We start from the raw sequence: 15974 nt of genomic DNA, 5'->3' as shown, positions 1-15974 counted from the left end.
CCTTTTATTGCCAACGTCTTAGGCAAACCTTGTCTCGTCTGAACATGGCGGCGTACGAGGCGGATGGCAGTTCACATAAACTCGCGGTAACAGGGGGCGGAGCTTGACAAGCTAGGCCCCCTTGCTGACCATGTCATCACATTTATTAAGCCAATCGATTATGACAGAGCAAAGTTATAACGCAGGATCGATAGAAGTCCTCAACGGGCTCGAGCCAGTGCGCCGACGCCCGGGTATGTACACAGATACCAGTCGCCCTAACCATTTAGGGCAAGAAGTGATCGATAACAGTGTCGATGAAGCCCTTGCCGGCCACGCGAGTAAAATCGATGTGATCCTTCATGCCGACCAATCATTAGAAGTGATTGATGATGGCCGTGGGATGCCTGTAGATATTCACCCAGAAGAAGGAGTGTCTGGGGTTGAGCTGATCCTCTGTAAGCTTCACGCTGGCGGCAAGTTCTCCAACAAAAGCTATCAATTTAGTGGTGGTTTGCACGGGGTCGGGATCTCTGTGGTTAACGCCTTGTCTCGTCGTGTTGAGATCACGGTCAAGCGCGATGGGCAAGTCTATGACATCGCCTTCGAAAACGGCGACAAAGTGCAAGACTTGACCGTGACAGGCACGTGCGGACGACGCAACCGTGGCACGCGGGTGCACTTTTGGCCGGACAGTCAGTTTTTCGATTCCGGTAAATTCTCGCTGTCACGCTTAAAAACCATATTAAAAGCCAAAGCTGTCCTTTGCCCGGGCTTAACCATCAATTTCACCGATAAAAATACCGATGAAGCCATTAGCTGGTGCTATGAAGCGGGCCTAAAAGACTATCTTGCCGACAGTGTGAAGGGCTTTGAATTATTGCCTGAAACCCCCTTTGTCGGTGAGTTCAGTGGCAAAAATGAAGCGGTCGATTGGGCGGTGATTTGGTTACCGGAAGGCGGTGAATTAACTACTGAAAGCTATGTTAACTTGATTCCGACGCCGCAAGGTGGCACCCATGTCAATGGCTTGCGCCAAGGTATGCTGGAAGCGATGCGCGAGTTCTGCGAGTTCCGCAACCTATTGCCTCGTGGTGTGAAGCTCACCGCGGATGATATCTGGGAGCGCTGTGCATACGTCTTGTCAGTGAAAATCCAAGACCCGCAATTTGCCGGCCAAACGAAAGAGCGTTTGTCCTCACGTCAATGTGCGGCCTTTGTGTCTGGCGTGGTCAAAGATGCCTTTAGCTTGTGGCTGAACGAGCGTCCTCACTTGGCCGAACGTTTGGCTGAGGTGTGCATTGCCAGCGCCCATCGCCGTATGCGCGCCGCGAAAAAGGTGGTACGGAAAAAAGTCGCCTCGGGACCAGCGTTGCCCGGTAAGCTGACAGACTGCGCGATGCAAGATTCCAGTCGCACCGAACTCTTTTTGGTGGAGGGTGACTCGGCAGGCGGCTCAGCGAAACAGGCTCGTGATCGTGAGTTTCAGGCGGTGATGCCGCTACGCGGTAAAATTCTTAATACGTGGGAAGTATCAGCTGACCAAGTCCTCGCCTCCCAAGAGGTGCATGATATTTCGGTGGCGCTAGGGATAGACCCCGACTCCGGTGATCTGTCCGGATTGCGCTACGATAAAGTCTGCATTCTCGCCGATGCGGATTCTGATGGTCTACATATTGCGACGCTGTTATGTGCGTTGTTTGTGCAGCATTTCCGTGCTCTAGTCGAAGCAGGGCACGTGTATGTTGCGATGCCGCCTTTGTACCGTATTGATTGCGGAAAAGAAGTCTTTTACGCCCTCGATGAAGACGAGAAAGCAGGCATCCTTGAACGATTAAGTAATAAACGCGGAAAAATCAACGTACAGCGCTTTAAAGGGCTGGGGGAAATGAACCCTTTGCAACTGCGTGAAACCACGATGGATCCAAATACACGCCGTTTGGTGCAACTGACGATTGATGATCCTGAGCAAACCCAATTAATGATGGACATGCTGCTAGGTAAAAAACGGGCAGAAGATCGTCGTAACTGGTTGCAGCAAAAAGGCGACATGGCCGAGCTGACCGAGATTTAAACAAATATAACGGGATACTATCAGCATGACAGAGGTGACTTATGATGGCGTCGAGCAGCTTGCCTTGCGCAAGTTTACAGAGGATGCTTACCTCAACTACTCGATGTACGTCATCATGGACCGTGCGCTGCCGTTTATCGGTGACGGATTAAAACCGGTACAGCGCCGAATTATTTATGCAATGTCTGAGCTGGGGCTGTCTGCCTCCGCCAAATATAAAAAATCAGCGCGTACCGTTGGGGACGTGCTCGGTAAGTATCACCCTCATGGTGATTCTGCCTGCTACGAAGCCATGGTATTGATGGCGCAACCCTTCTCTTATCGTTATCCGCTGGTGGATGGTCAAGGTAACTGGGGGGCGCCGGACGATCCCAAATCGTTCGCGGCGATGCGTTATACCGAATCACGCCTGTCGCGTTTCTCGGAAGTCCTCTTACAAGAGCTAGGACAAGGAACCGTGGATTGGGTGCCAAACTTTGATGGCACCATGAAAGAGCCGAAAACCTTACCTGCGCGCCTTCCTCATATTCTCCTCAATGGGGTAACCGGGATTGCGGTTGGTATGGCCACCGATATTCCCCCGCACAATGCGCGCGAACTTGCTAACGCGCTGGCGGCGATGATTGATAAACCCAGTATCGATCTGGATGGCCTGATGGAATACGTCAAAGGGCCGGATTATCCGACTGAAGCAGAAGTCATTACGCCTCATCACGAGCTGAAAAAGCTCTATACCAGTGGTCGTGGCAGCATCAAGATGCGAGCTCGTTGGCACAAAGAAAGCGGCGACATTGTGATCACAGCACTGCCGCATCAAGTCTCTGGTGCCAAGTTACTCGAGCAAATCGCCAACCAAATGCGGGCGAAAAAACTGCCGATGGTCGATGACTTGCGTGATGAGTCTGACCACGAAAACCCGACACGTATCGTGGTGGTGCCGCGCTCTAACCGAGTTGATAGTGATCAGTTGATGAATCACTTATTCGCGTCAACGGATCTTGAGAAAAACTATCGCGTTAACCTCAATATGATCGGCCTCGATGCACGCCCGCAAGTAAAAGGGCTGCAAATGATCCTGTCGGAGTGGTTGACGTTCCGTCGGGATACGGTGCGTCGTCGCTTGGAGTATCGTCTCGAGAAGGTGTTGGCGCGTTTGCACATTCTTGAGGGCTTATTGGTCGCGTACCTCAATATTGATGAGGTGATTGAAATCATCCGCAGTGAGGATGATCCAAAGGCAGAACTGATCAAGCGCTTTGGGCTTAGTGAGAAGCAAGCGGAAGCGATTCTAGAGATCAAACTGCGTCAATTGGCTAAACTCGAAGAGATCAAAATCCGTGGTGAGCAAGATGAGCTCAGCAAAGAGCGGGACAAGTTGCAAACCCTGTTAGGCTCAGAGCGTCGGTTGAATACCTTGATCAAAAAAGAGATCCTCGCCGATGCCGAAAAGTACGGTGATGATCGACGCTCGCCGTTGGTGGAACGTGAAGAAGCCAAAGCCATGACGGAGCGTGATTTGATCCCCAGTGAGCCGATTACCGTGGTGCTGTCGGAAAAAGGTTGGATTCGTCATGCCAAGGGGCACGATGTTGATGCGGCTGGGCTTAACTATAAAGCGGGAGACAAGTTTCTCGATGCGGCGCCGGGCAAGAGCAATCAACCTGCGGTGTTCTTGGGGTCAGATGGACGTAGCTATGCCATTGAGTCGCACACCTTGCCGTCGGCGCGCAGTCAGGGTGAACCGATCACGGGCCGTATCAATATCACCCCAGGCTCGTCGATTCGTCATGTGATGATGGCGGATGAAAGCCAACTGACGTTACTTGCCTCGGATGCAGGCTATGGCTTTGTGTGTAAACAGGCAGACATGCTGTCGAAAAACCGTAGTGGTAAAGCGCTGTTAACTGTGCCTGAGCATGCCGAAGTGATGCCGCCTCGCCGTATTCACGACTTAGAAACGGATCAGATCTTGGCCATTTCCAATGAGGGACGGATGTTGGTATTCCCTATCCATGATTTGCCACAGTTGGGCAAAGGTAAAGGAAACAAGATCATCAATATCCCTGGTGCGCGCGCCAAATCACGTGATGAGGTGCTCAGTCAGTTACATGTCTTACCGCAAGGAGCAGGCGTGACCCTGCATGCAGGCAAGCGTAAGTTGACCTTAAAAGCGGCCGATCTCGACAACTTCCGTGGTGAACGGGGTCGTCGTGGCAGCATGCTTCCACGAGGCCTGCAACGGGTCTCTGCGGTAGAAATCCTTATTGACGAGCAAGACAGCTAGTCCGATGAACGCACCTTCTTTGGAAGGTGCGTTTTTTCACTAGGTGCATTTTTGTTCCGAATCCGTATACTGACTCGCCTTTGACAGTCTGCTCTTTTGGAGAGAGAAATGATTATTGTGTTACGGCTGATTGCCGTACTGATTGTCGCAATCTTGCTATTTGTGTTTGGTGGGCTGTATTGCCTGCTCAGTCCACGTAACCCACGCAACTGCTACCAGATTAGTAAATGGTTTGGTCGTCTATCTGGCTTATTTGGTACCAAGGTAGAACTGCGCTTTGCCGAGGGCGCACAACGTGAACCGGGTGCGAGTGTGTGTATTGCTAACCACCAAAGTAACTGGGACATGGTCACGCTCTCGAATGCACTGATGCCGGGTGCGGTCACTGTGGGCAAAAAAAGCCTGTTGTGGATCCCGATTTTTGGTCAACTGTATTGGCTTACCGGAAACGTATTGATTGATCGTGCTAACCGCAGTAAAGCGATGGGAACCATTGCTCAAGTGATTGAAAAGATCCGTGAGAAGCAATTATGCGTATGGTTATTCCCAGAGGGAACACGTTCGCGTGGCCGTGGCTTATTGCCGTTTAAAACTGGCGCATTCCATGCTGCCATTGGCGCACAAGTGCCGCTGGTGCCGGTGGTATGTAGCTCGACCCATCATTGCAAAGCGAACCGTTGGAACAATGGTCATGTGATTGTGGAAGTGATGGCACCGATATCGGTCGAGGGCTACAGTAAAGAGAATGTGCGCGAACTTGCTGCACACTGTCATCAACTGATGAAAGCGAAACTTGAGCAGTTGGATGCGGAAGTGGCTGAGCGTAATAAGCAGTCTGCATAATTGAGGAGTGTCTCATGACCCCAACCCAGCGTCACCATGTGGTCTTGGTGTCACCTGAGGGTGAACCCAAGGGGACCGCTGAAAAGTTGGAGGCCCACCAGCAAGGATGGCTGCACTCGGCCTTTTCGCTCATGTTATACCGTCTTAACCAAGACGGTGAGCGTGAGTTCTTGCTTCAGCGTCGTGCTGACAGCAAATATCACAGCGGTGGGTTATGGACCAATACTTGCTGCTCGCACCCCAAAAAAGATGAACCTGTGGCTGCCGCGGCCAAGCGGCGTTTATATGAAGAGCTTGGTATTGCACGTCCGCTTGATTTCGCCATGGGGCCTGTCTTTATCTACCGTGCTGAACTGGATAACGGTCTGGTTGAGCACGAGTGGGATCAGGTGATTGCGTGCGAAGTGAATCATGTGGAGATGATCTTAAACCCCGATGAGGTATCGGATTGTCGCTGGTGGTCGGAGCAAGATATACAAGCGGCACTGGCGGACTCGCCGGAGCAATTTACGGCTTGGTTCTCACAGGTATTTGCTCACATTTGTGCGATGACGCCGACGCATGCTATGGCTTAGGTGTGAGAAAGCATAAAAAAAGCGGCGTCAAACGCCGCTTTCTTGTATGCAAGGGCATAGGTTACGCGTGACGCACCGCAATCCCTTCAATCTCAATATCTACATCTTTAGGAAGGCGAGCGACTTCCACACAAGAACGGGCGGGATAGTTTTCTACGCCGTGCTCATCAAAAAAAGCGCCGTAGACTTTATTGATTTCCGCAAAGTCCTCAAGGTTTTTAACGAAGACAGTCAGTTTAACAATGTCATTCACTTTGAGGCCCGCCGCTTCAACAACGGCTTTAACGTTATCGAGTGATTGGCGTGTTTGAGCAGTGATCTCTGGTGAAATTTGACCAGTCACTGGATTGACAGGGATCTGACCGGAAGTCAGTACCATGTTGCCGAGATCGACACCCTGTGAATATGGGCCAATAGCTTCAGGTGCCTGCTCAGTTTGCAGTACTTGGGTCATGCTGTGTTCCTTTGTTAAAAAAGCGACGTTAATAGTCTGCAACGGTTGCGCGGCGAGGTAAAGTACTTACTCGCTTGCCAGACGTTCTCGTACTGCTTTTTCGCATAAGTTCAACTCGCTCACACGGCGAGGTGCAACAAAAATCGTGTCGTTACCGCCTACCGTGCCTAAAATCGCAGGGTGACGATTCAGATCGATTAAGCGCGCGATCAACTGCGCACCACCAGGGTGGGTTTTGATCACCACCATGGCATGACTGCACGTGATTTCATCAATTTGAGATCCCACCGATGACACCGCGTAAACGGGCTCAATATCGCCACTGATCGAATACACCTTCTGTCCATGTGCATTTGGGATCTTTGCCACTCCAAGTTTGGAGAGCAAACGAGAGACGGTAGATTGGCTGACGTCGAGATACCCCAGTTGGACCAACTGCTGACGCACTTCGTCTTGGGTGGTAAAGCTTTGGGTTTGTAATAAATGCCGGCAGGCTGAGAGGATATTCTCCTCCGGATTGGAGGCTGTCACCGACGGAATTGCATAATCACTCACCGGTCACTCCTTTATAATCGATGGCTATTAACCTCGAAAATAGTGAATTTCACTGCTTTCTGGTGATTTTAAACGCATAGTATCAGTGTTGGCGGGGGCAAACCTTGATGATGGTCACTGCTTGACGCAAAGAATAGACGCCGGATGCATAGGCACCCGGCGCGTGGATCAGTCGCCGAGCGTGGCAACCATGACCGCTTTGATGGTGTGCAGGCGATTTTCTGCTTCATCAAAGACAATCGAATAGTCGGACTCGAAGACATCTTCTGTCACTTCAAGGCCTTTTAAGCCATATTTGGCTTCGATTTCCGCACCCACGGTGGTTTCGTTGTTGTGGAAAGCAGGTAAGCAATGCATGAATTTTACGTATGGATTGCCGGTTGCTTTGACCACGTCCATATTGACTTGGTAAGGCTTCATCAATGCGACACGCTCATCCCATGCTTCTTTGGATTCACCCATAGATACCCACACGTCGGTGTACAAGAAATCACAGTCTTTGACACCTTCCTGCACGTCCTCGGTGAGGGTAATGCGTGCGCCCGTTTGTTCAGCGATCGCGCGGCATTGTGCGACCAGCTCTTCTTCGGGCCAGAATGCTTTTGGCGCCACTAGACGAATATCCATCCCCATTTTAGCCGCACCCACCATCAAAGAGTTGCCCATGTTGTTTCGGGCATCACCGAGGTACGCAAAGCGCATTTCGTGAAGCTGTTTTCCACGACCATGTTCAATCATGGTCATCAAATCCGCCAAGATTTGGGTGGGGTGAAACTCGGTGGTTAGCCCGTTCCAGACCGGTACACCAGCATATTCGCCCAGCTCTTCAACAATCGCTTGGCCAAAGCCACGGTATTCAATGCCGTCATACATGCGACCAAGCACACGGGCTGTATCTTTCATGGATTCTTTGTGGCCAATTTGAGAGCCTGTTGGGCCGATATAGCTGACTTGTCCGCCTTGGTCGAACACGGCGGTTTCAAACGCACAACGGGTACGAGTCGACGACTTTTCGAAGATCAGCGCGATATTTTTGCCTTTTAAACGTGGGGTTTCATAGCCATTGTATTTGGCTTTTTTGAGTTCAATGGCCATGTCGATAAAGTGTTGGATCTCACGGGGTGTGAAGTCCAGCAGCTTTAGAAAGTTACGGTTACGTAGATTAAATGCCATAGTGGGTAATCCTCTCGTTATTGGTCTCAGGCTTGCGCTGGTGCAGGTTGGCCGTGAGAAATATTGTTGTTATTGACTGCTTGGGCACGAATACGTGTACCGGCTTGGCCGGCAAGAATGGCAAGACCATCCTCTAAGGCACCGATGCCAACCAGTTTTCCGCCTTGACGGATAAATTCGCAGGACGCGTCAATTTTGGGTCCCATGGAGCCAGCGTCGAAGGTGTATTGGCTCAGATCATCAGGGGTGGTATCCGCCAATGCGCGTTGGGTGGGTTGGCCATAGTCCAAATACACCGCGTCGGCATCGGTCAAAATCAGCAAGGCATCGGCATTGATTTGACGAGCAAGGAAAGCCGCTGACATGTCTTTATCAATCACAGCCTCAATCCCTTTAAGCTGATTCCCCTCTTGAATCACAGGAATGCCGCCACCACCGGTACAAATCACAAGGTGTCCTTGCGCAATCAGTTGTGGGCTGGGTACAACACGACGATAATATTGGCCATCTGGTTTGATATCCCAGCCGTATTTTTCAGCCAGCGCCGAGGCCTCTTGTTGGTCGTAAACGGGACCAATGGGCTTGGTGGGATTGGCAAACGCGGGATCATTTGGATCGACGGTCATTTGCGTGAGCATGCAAGAAACGTGTTGCTCGGGGGCTAAGTTATGCAGCTCTTGCATTAACATATAGCCAATCATGCCTTGGGTTTCTGAACCGAGAACGTCAAGTGGATATGGCGTGACGGATTTATACTCCAGCCCCTGTAAGGCGAGTAGGCCAACCTGTGGACCATTACCGTGCACGAGCACCACGTTGTATTGTTCGCCAATCGCCGCAATGGTTTTTGCTGCTTTGGCAATATTGGCGCGTTGAATGTCAGCTTCTAAAGGCTCACCCCGGCGAAGGAGTGCATTGCCTCCGAGTGCCACCACCACAGTTTGTTTTTTCATACTTAATACTCTCTACAGTCGGTGGGGGCTGAGCTACTTGCTCAGCCCAACAAGGTGATTAGATGCCGTCACGATGGATTGGGCAGCTCATGCAGCGTGCTCCGCCACGACCGCGACCTAATTCGTCACCAGGAATCGACAACACAGTGATACCCGCTTTGTCATACTTTTCATTGGTATAGGTGTTGCGTTCATAACCCACGACTACGCCAGGACGGACAGTCAGTACGTTGTTAGCATCATTCCACTGTTCGCGTTCGGCTTCGAAGCTGTCACCCCCTGTGGTGATCAGATTTAGTGGGCCAACATCCAGTCCTTTTTCAATCGCGGTCAGGAAGTAATCCTCTTCGCGAACGTTTAGCTTGCCGGTGCGATCACCGGTGAGGCTCCAGCATTTGATGTCTTTACGGATCACTTCTGGGTATACCGAGAAGGTATCTTCGCGCATATGGGTCATCACGGTATCAAGGTGCATGCAAGAGCGGTGTTTCGGTAGCTCCATCGCAATCACTTGTTTGGCTTGGCCGTGTCTAAATAAGCTAGAAGCCAAGTTTTCTACCCCTTGTGGGGTTGTGCGCTCGGACATACCGATAAGTACCACGCCCTTGCCGAGGACGGTAACATCGCCGCCTTCAATGGTGGCGTTGTCATAGTCGATATTTTCGCCGCCGAAGTAGGTAATAAAATCACCGTTCGCAAAGCGAGGGTGCCATTTATAAATGGCGCGAAGATGATTGGTTTCACGTTTACGCGCGGGTTTCGCCATTGGGTTAATTGATACACCACCGTAAACCCAGCAGGAGGTATCGCGGGTGAATAGGTGGTTGGGGAGTGGATCAATAATAAAGTCGGACGGTGCGTGCATGGCTTGCAACATAGAGGTTGTTGCAATTGGCAGCTCAGAGTAGGCCAATCCGCCTAAGAACATCGACGCGAGTTCATGGTGAGGTAAGTCATTCAAATAGCAACGGATGTCATTAGCAAACGAAGGGCCGAAGGTATAATCCGAGATTTTTAGGTTCATCAGCCAGTCTTTGGCTTCAGGTACATCTAGAGTCTCAGCCAGTAGATTTTGGAGCAGGAGGACTTCAACGCCTTGATCACGTAGGGTTTGAGCAAATTTGTCATGCTCTTCACCTGCACGTTCAACGGACAGAACATCATCAAATAGTAAGTCATGACAGTTTGATGGTGTTAAGTGGGTGAGCGCACGCTCAGGACGATGCAGCATCACGGTACGTAATTGACCAATTTCAGAGCCGACATAGAAGTTGTTCATCTTTCTTTCTCCGTATATCTCTGCTTGGCTTTTTATCGGAAGGGATGAATAAAAAGTGCAGATGTATTATTGGGTACAGATTCATTCTAACGCGGTGTCTGGGGTATTCTTGAAGTTAGATCACAGTGAATTAAAACATTGTATTTTGCCTTTTTTACCCTGTGTTAATGGTATTTATGGCATGAGGTTTTTTTGTTTTTTAATAATTAAGCAGGAATTGTGAGTGTCTAACGAAATATTTTTTAATTCCCCTTTATTAATGCGGATCTGTTTTCTTTTTTATGCCAATCAGTATTACTTTGAATGATGAGGGTATGCGTAATAAGTGAATGGCTATCTTTCTGTTTTTTCTTTGTTAACAAATAAAGCCGTTTTTTTCCTCAAAACTGTGATTGATGTCGATATAAATACGTTTTTTGTTAAAAGTGTAAAATAACTGTACTTAGTGTCCGATGGCGGATGTCCGTTTTATACCGGTAACGGAACGGTGTAAAAAGAGAAATACGGTGCCATGTTGTTATAAGAAGATAAGAGGAATATATCAGCGTGGTGAAGCGAGGGAGTGGCAGACATAAAAAAGCGCGCTGACGAATACGTGAGCGCGCTAGTCGGTGTATCAATAGAGGTTATAGCATGACACCTACACTGAGCATGATCATAATCATGATGGTAAGAATACCGAGTAAAGGCGCCACCCATTTGATCCATTTAACATAGGGAACGCGAGCGATCGCAAGGCCGCCCATCACCACGCCGGAGGTTGGGGTGACGAGGTTGACGACACCGGATGCAGATTGATAAGCGGTTACGACTAACTCGCGCCCAACGTTTGCAAAGTCAGCCAGTGGCGCCATGATAGGCATGGTGAGGACTGCCAAACCAGATGATGATGGCACCAAGAAAGACAGCAAGACTTCCAGCCAATACATAACGTTGATAAAAACAAAAGACGATAGCCCAGTCACCATACCTTCAGCACTGTTTAAGATGGTATCTGTGATCATGCCTTTATCCATTATCACCACGATACCGCGGGCAATACCGATGATAAGGGCCACCCCCAGAAGGTCTCGTGCGCCATCAATAAAGCTGGTGGTGATCTCTTCTTCACTCATACGTGCAATCAGACCAATAATAATCGCCGCACCGAGGAAAACGGCAGAGATCTCGGCCATCCACCATCCTAGTGAGGATACGCCATAGATCATCACGGCAAATGCGGCAGCAAAAATGCCTAAGATCACTTTACGCGTGGTAGTGAAAGCAAGCGTTTGTGTTTCGTCATGATCGCCAAGGAAGTGTTTTTTATTGCTCTCAAACTGATCATAAACAATGGATTGGCTCTGGTCGGCGCGCACTTTGCGGGCATAACGCATCACATAGGCAACACAGATAAGCCAGCCAATGGCCAAGATAGCGAGGCGTAACAGAATACCATCGGTAAAAGGGATACCGGCGGCATTCGCGGCAATGACAGTTGCAAACGGGTTGATGGTTGATCCTAAAGTACCAATACCGGCACCGAGGAGTACGGTAGCCGCTGCTACCACAGGGTCAAAGCGTGCCGCCATCATCACAGGGACGAGTAGGGTATAAAAAGGCAAGGACTCTTCGGCCATCCCGTAAATCGTACCGCCCGCGGCAAAGAGGCCCATTAGGATAGGGATCATCCACTCTTCGCGTCCTTCTAAGCGTTTGGTCACCCGCTCAATTCCTGCATCAATGGCACCGGTTTTGGTCACCAGACCTAAAAAGCCACCAATAATGAGGATGAAGAGTGAGACATCAATGGCGGCCGCTTCATAGGTTTCGTGGTTATAAAAACCGTCAATGGGGGCCAGCAGCACGTCGACCACGCCTTGAGGGTTACTCTCTACTTGGTGGTAGGTGCCTGATACAGGCACATCTCGGCCGAGTTCAGCGTTATATTCTCGTTCGTACTGACCGGCAGGTACTATCCAACTAAGCGCGGCGACCAAGGCAATCAGAATGAACAATATGGTATAGGCGGATGGGAATTTCAGATTGGCGAACCAACCTTTTTTTTCAGGAACACTTTGGGTACTCATACTATCTCCTCATACCTCTTCTGAGTGCAATAAAATAGGGCACTACACGTGTTGAGGTAACTCTTTTAAGTTTCACGTTATTTTCGTTGTTCTTATCTGCCGTCGTCAGTGGCTTTTTCTTTATTGTAAAAGTGCATCCGTGAATAGTTCTTAGTGATATCTCACAAAAGAAAGGGACTGTATGCTGTCGCTTAATTGATGAGCAGATTAAAAGTGAATGGCTGTTTAGTTTGCGTGCTTAGATATATCAATCAGAATGTTCTTAGTATGATGGTGAAGTGGGTTTTTATTGTTTTAAATTTGGTTTAACCGCTAACCACCAAGCTACCATGACTTTTCTATGTGAATAGACTGCGTAATTAGTCACATTTGCTCGATAGGTGTGGTGAATAAAAAGCAGATTAAGTAAAAATGTCGCAGGATTAAAAACTCGCTGTTTTTTTGTTTTATATCAAATTTAGAGGTTGCGATAGAATTGTTGAAGAAAAGAGGAAGGCACTGCAGCCTTCCCAATAAGAGCTATTGTTTCTTTCTTTTCGGGGTTTTGGCGGGCTTCGGTAATACGATCATGTCGCACTCTGCGAAGTGATCTTGAAACGCACGGTTGTTCTTATCGAAAATCACGATAAGGTTACCGAGCCCAAAGCAGGCTGTCGCAAGACGGATCAGTGCTTGTGTAGGGCGAATATTACTACCGTCAGTATTTTGAATGCGCAGGCGCCAGGCCCGCATCCCCAGCGTCTGACCGGCTTTACACCAGAAGTAGCCGTAGAACCCGCAAATCACACAGGCGAGATAGGCGGTGTAAAGAGGCTGCGCGACTGGGTGATGGGTGAGGAAATCACTGGCATCTTGATAAGGTGTCATCGACATCCCGAGCGCTTGTGCGATAGCCAATGCTGCCATCACCGCGCCGCCCGCAAGCATAAGTAATGCGGCAACAATCAAAAGATCATAAACCCAAACAGCAAGACGGCGAAAAAAACCGGCGGTTGGGCATGCAATAGAAGAAGTCTGCATGGTTTAGCTACATCCAAGTATCAAAGTCGCCGCTAGCCTAGCACATTCACTGTTTGGGTGAGTAAGCTGATAGGGCGGTTTTGCGATGTCGTTTGCTCATGATTACACCGCCTTTGATGTATTTAACCGCGAATTGGTTAAAAATAGCGCGAACAAACATTTTTTGTTTTTTAATGCTTGCACTCGAAAGGGCGGTACGTATAATTGCCAGCACTTGCCGAGATGGCGGAATTGGTAGACGCAGCGGATTCAAAATCCGCCGCCTTAACGGGTGTGAGGGTTCAAGTCCCTCTCTCGGCACCAAATCCCAAAAAAGCCCCTGTCGAAAGACAGGGGCTTTTTTCGTTTATGTCGCCTGAATCGTGATGACTTCACAATCCTCGGGTATCGCGCAAGGCAAAGCGAACACGGCAAGGTATTATCGAGCCGTGGTTGTCACAGGGAGTGGTATGGTGCAAGTTCGCTATCAAGACATCGCCGTTTGGGTAAAAACGCAAATCGATCAAAGGGTGTGGCAAGCCGGTGAGCGGATCCCTTCCGTTCGTGAGATGAGCCGCCTCCAACATGTTAGCCCAATGACTGTCATGCGCGCTTATGAGCAGTTAGAAGCGGATGGCTGGGTTGAGGCTCGCCCCAGAGCTGGATACTTTGTGCGTCCGCATTACAATCAATTGTCCTCCGACTCTTTGGCGCGTCCTCAAGCAGACTCTCATTGGCTGCAGGCGCATCAAGATGTCTTTGATGTGATCAGTGCGAGCAAGTCAGGCTCGTGTTTTCCGTTCGGCTCGGCGTTCCCTGATCCCACGCTATTTCCCATGCAAGCGTTAGGGCGGGCGATGGCACGAGTCCTTCGTCAATCATCGCATCCAGATTATCTCACCATGCTTCCTCCCGGCGATGAAGGCTTGCGTCGCATGATTGCGCAGCGCTATCTGCGGCAAGGAATAAAAGTGGCGRTGGATGAGATCATCATCACCAATGGTGCCATCGAAGCGTTAAGCCTATCACTGGCGGCCCTGACTCAGCCCGGGGATAAAGTGATCATCGAAGCGCCAGCCTTTTATGGGGTGCTGCAAACCCTTGAGCGGTTGCAACTGGAACCCGTGCCCGTGCCGGTTGATCCTGAAACGGGAGTGAATATAAACGCGCTTGAAGCTGCGTTGAGTACTCACCACGTAGCTGCTTGCTGGCTGATGAGTAATTTTCATAACCCAACGGGGGCATCGATTCCTGAAAAAGATAGACCTGCTCTGGTATCACTGCTCGCGCGTCACCAAGTCCCTTTAATAGAAGACGATGTCTATGGTGAGCTCTTTTTCTCTGAATCACGCCCCATGCCACTGAAGTGTTATGACAGCCAAGGGCTGGTTTTGCATTGTGGGTCGTTTTCGAAACAGTTAGCGCCTGGTTTCAGGGTCGGTTGGGTGGCGGCAGGATGTTATGCCACACAAATTGAAAAGCGACAGTATGTGTCCAGTTTATCTGTCGGTGCTCCTAACCAGCTCGCTATCGCGCATTATTTGCAGCAGGGTGGATATGACGCACACCTGCGCCGTTTGCGCACTGCCTTGTTACAGCGCAAACACGCGGTACGTGACAGTCTGCGTCGTATTTTGCCGACGAGTGCATCGATCACCGACCCTCAAGGTGGCTACTTCTTATGGGTCACACTGAATAATGGCATGGACACTCGCCAGCTATTTCGAGAACTCCTGCCATATGGCATTACACTCGCACCGGGCGCTTTGTTTGCCACTGACGATCGGTTTAACGACAGCTTCCGCTTAAACTTCTCTATCAGTGCACCTGAGACTGTTGATGCTGATGCGCCAGCGAGCGTTGACAGCGGCCTTACACAGATTGCGACTGTGCTCTCATCTTTATCAATAGCCGATACTGTTACAGCTAAATAGCGGTGGCTTTGTACTAATCCCGTCACTGGCCCTAGKCATACACTAACTGGGCACACACTTTAGGGGGAGAAAAGGATGAAATCAGAGCTAAGCATGATGGTCGTTGCGATTATCTGCGCAGCCCTACTGATTCTGGGCCATGTCATCATTATTGAAACATTGGCTTACTACACGTGGGCTGAATGGACCGCTGGCGCCATCCCTTTTGTACTTTTCTTTATGGCGTGGGCGTCTATTCGACATTGCCGCGCGAAAGAGCGGGCAGAAGAGCGCCAGAATCAGCATTAATTGAACGGTAATCTTTGGCGTCTTGACGGTTTTTGTTTGTTTTGTAGACAAACAAACCGCAAGGCGCATTTTTTTTATATTTAGGGGTTGCGGGAAAAACTGAAATCTCTATACTGCGCTTCCTGTCGACGGGGCAATGAGACGCAAGTCACGAAATGCCGAACACTAAATCGACACGCTCTTTAACAATTTGACCTATGCAATCTGTGTGGGCACTCGTTGAGAATAGACAAAAAGATTTATTCGATGAACTGAGTGACCAATTCATGTTAGTGCAGCCTTGAGCTGTTTTGATTTCACTTTTTTAAAAGTGGATACCAACAGGAGCACAGTCAATTCGTTTTTCTCTTCGGAGATAAACAGTAATCAGTATTCATTGAGCTGAAACTTCGGTTTCGAAAAAACTTTAATTGAAGAGTTTGATCATGGCTCAGATTGAACGCTGGCGGCAGGCCTAACACATGCAAGTCGAGCGGAAACGGCAGTATTGAAGCTTCGGTGGATTTACTGGACGT

Annotated in this window: 13 protein-coding genes and 1 tRNA gene; 7 read left to right on the top strand and 7 right to left on the bottom strand. The window is 49.6% G+C overall.

Annotation, left to right across the window (positions count from 1 at the left end; translation table 11 throughout):
- Positions 1-160: 160 nt before the first annotated feature.
- The 4 genes from parE to idi all read left to right on the top strand — a co-directional run bounded on the left by parE (position 161) and on the right by idi (position 5755).
- Positions 161-2053: a DNA topoisomerase IV subunit B gene (parE, locus tag BZJ17_RS14415; RefSeq protein WP_077641176.1), complete on the top strand. Its 1893-nt coding sequence runs from the start codon at positions 161-163 to the stop codon at positions 2051-2053.
- 25 nt (positions 2054-2078) lie between these two features.
- Positions 2079-4337 (top strand): DNA topoisomerase IV subunit A, encoded by a 2259-nt coding sequence (gene parC, locus BZJ17_RS14410; protein ID WP_069589249.1) that lies wholly within the window; start codon positions 2079-2081, stop codon positions 4335-4337.
- 108 nt (positions 4338-4445) lie between these two features.
- Positions 4446-5180 carry a 1-acylglycerol-3-phosphate O-acyltransferase gene (locus tag BZJ17_RS14405; protein ID WP_077641166.1) on the top strand — a complete coding sequence of 245 codons (735 nt, stop codon included), beginning with the start codon at positions 4446-4448 and terminating at the stop codon, positions 5178-5180.
- Between the two features lie 14 nt (positions 5181-5194).
- On the top strand, positions 5195-5755 hold the full coding sequence (gene idi / locus BZJ17_RS14400; protein ID WP_077641165.1) for an isopentenyl-diphosphate Delta-isomerase: 561 nt from the start codon (positions 5195-5197) through the stop codon (positions 5753-5755).
- A 61-nt stretch (positions 5756-5816) separates the two neighbouring features.
- On the opposite strand, the gene BZJ17_RS14395 is transcribed toward idi, so the two are convergent.
- The 7 genes from BZJ17_RS14395 to BZJ17_RS14365 all read right to left on the bottom strand — a co-directional run bounded on the left by BZJ17_RS14395 (position 5817) and on the right by BZJ17_RS14365 (position 13258).
- Positions 5817-6209 (bottom strand): RidA family protein, encoded by a 393-nt coding sequence (locus BZJ17_RS14395; RefSeq protein ID WP_069589244.1) that lies wholly within the window; start codon positions 6207-6209, stop codon positions 5817-5819.
- A gap of 66 nt (positions 6210-6275) precedes the next feature.
- Positions 6276-6764, bottom strand: coding sequence for an arginine repressor (locus tag BZJ17_RS14390; RefSeq protein WP_069589242.1), 489 nt, complete (start codon positions 6762-6764; stop codon positions 6276-6278).
- 168 nt (positions 6765-6932) lie between these two features.
- Positions 6933-7937, bottom strand: a complete 1005-nt coding sequence (argF, locus tag BZJ17_RS14385) for an ornithine carbamoyltransferase (protein ID WP_077641164.1) — start codon at positions 7935-7937, stop codon at positions 6933-6935.
- 26 nt (positions 7938-7963) lie between these two features.
- A complete protein-coding gene (arcC, locus tag BZJ17_RS14380; protein ID WP_077641163.1) occupies positions 7964-8890 on the bottom strand; it encodes a carbamate kinase in 927 nt (308 codons plus the stop codon).
- Positions 8891-8948: 58 nt separating this feature from the next.
- Positions 8949-10169 carry an arginine deiminase gene (arcA, locus tag BZJ17_RS14375; protein WP_069589238.1) on the bottom strand — a complete coding sequence of 407 codons (1221 nt, stop codon included), beginning with the start codon at positions 10167-10169 and terminating at the stop codon, positions 8949-8951.
- A 626-nt stretch (positions 10170-10795) separates the two neighbouring features.
- Positions 10796-12238 carry a YfcC family protein gene (locus BZJ17_RS14370; protein WP_077457540.1) on the bottom strand — a complete coding sequence of 481 codons (1443 nt, stop codon included), beginning with the start codon at positions 12236-12238 and terminating at the stop codon, positions 10796-10798.
- Between the two features lie 519 nt (positions 12239-12757).
- Positions 12758-13258, bottom strand: coding sequence for an RDD family protein (locus BZJ17_RS14365; RefSeq protein ID WP_077641162.1), 501 nt, complete (start codon positions 13256-13258; stop codon positions 12758-12760).
- Positions 13259-13474: 216 nt separating this feature from the next.
- Here BZJ17_RS14365 and BZJ17_RS14355 point away from each other — a divergent pair.
- The 3 genes from BZJ17_RS14355 (at position 13475) to BZJ17_RS14345 (ending at position 15459) form a co-directional block, all read left to right on the top strand.
- Positions 13475-13561: transfer RNA gene (locus BZJ17_RS14355), tRNA-Leu, on the top strand.
- 62 nt (positions 13562-13623) lie between these two features.
- Entirely contained in the window at positions 13624-15171 is a 1548-nt protein-coding gene (locus BZJ17_RS14350; protein ID WP_198534179.1) for a PLP-dependent aminotransferase family protein, read from the top strand.
- 75 nt (positions 15172-15246) lie between these two features.
- Positions 15247-15459, top strand: coding sequence for a hypothetical protein (locus BZJ17_RS14345; protein WP_069589232.1), 213 nt, complete (start codon positions 15247-15249; stop codon positions 15457-15459).
- Positions 15460-15974 lie beyond the last annotated feature (515 nt).

It is taken from the genome of Salinivibrio sp. IB574 (genome assembly GCF_001996205.1).
Lineage (GTDB): Bacteria > Pseudomonadota > Gammaproteobacteria > Enterobacterales > Vibrionaceae > Salinivibrio > Salinivibrio proteolyticus.
This window is presented reverse-complemented; position numbering and strand designations above follow the sequence as displayed.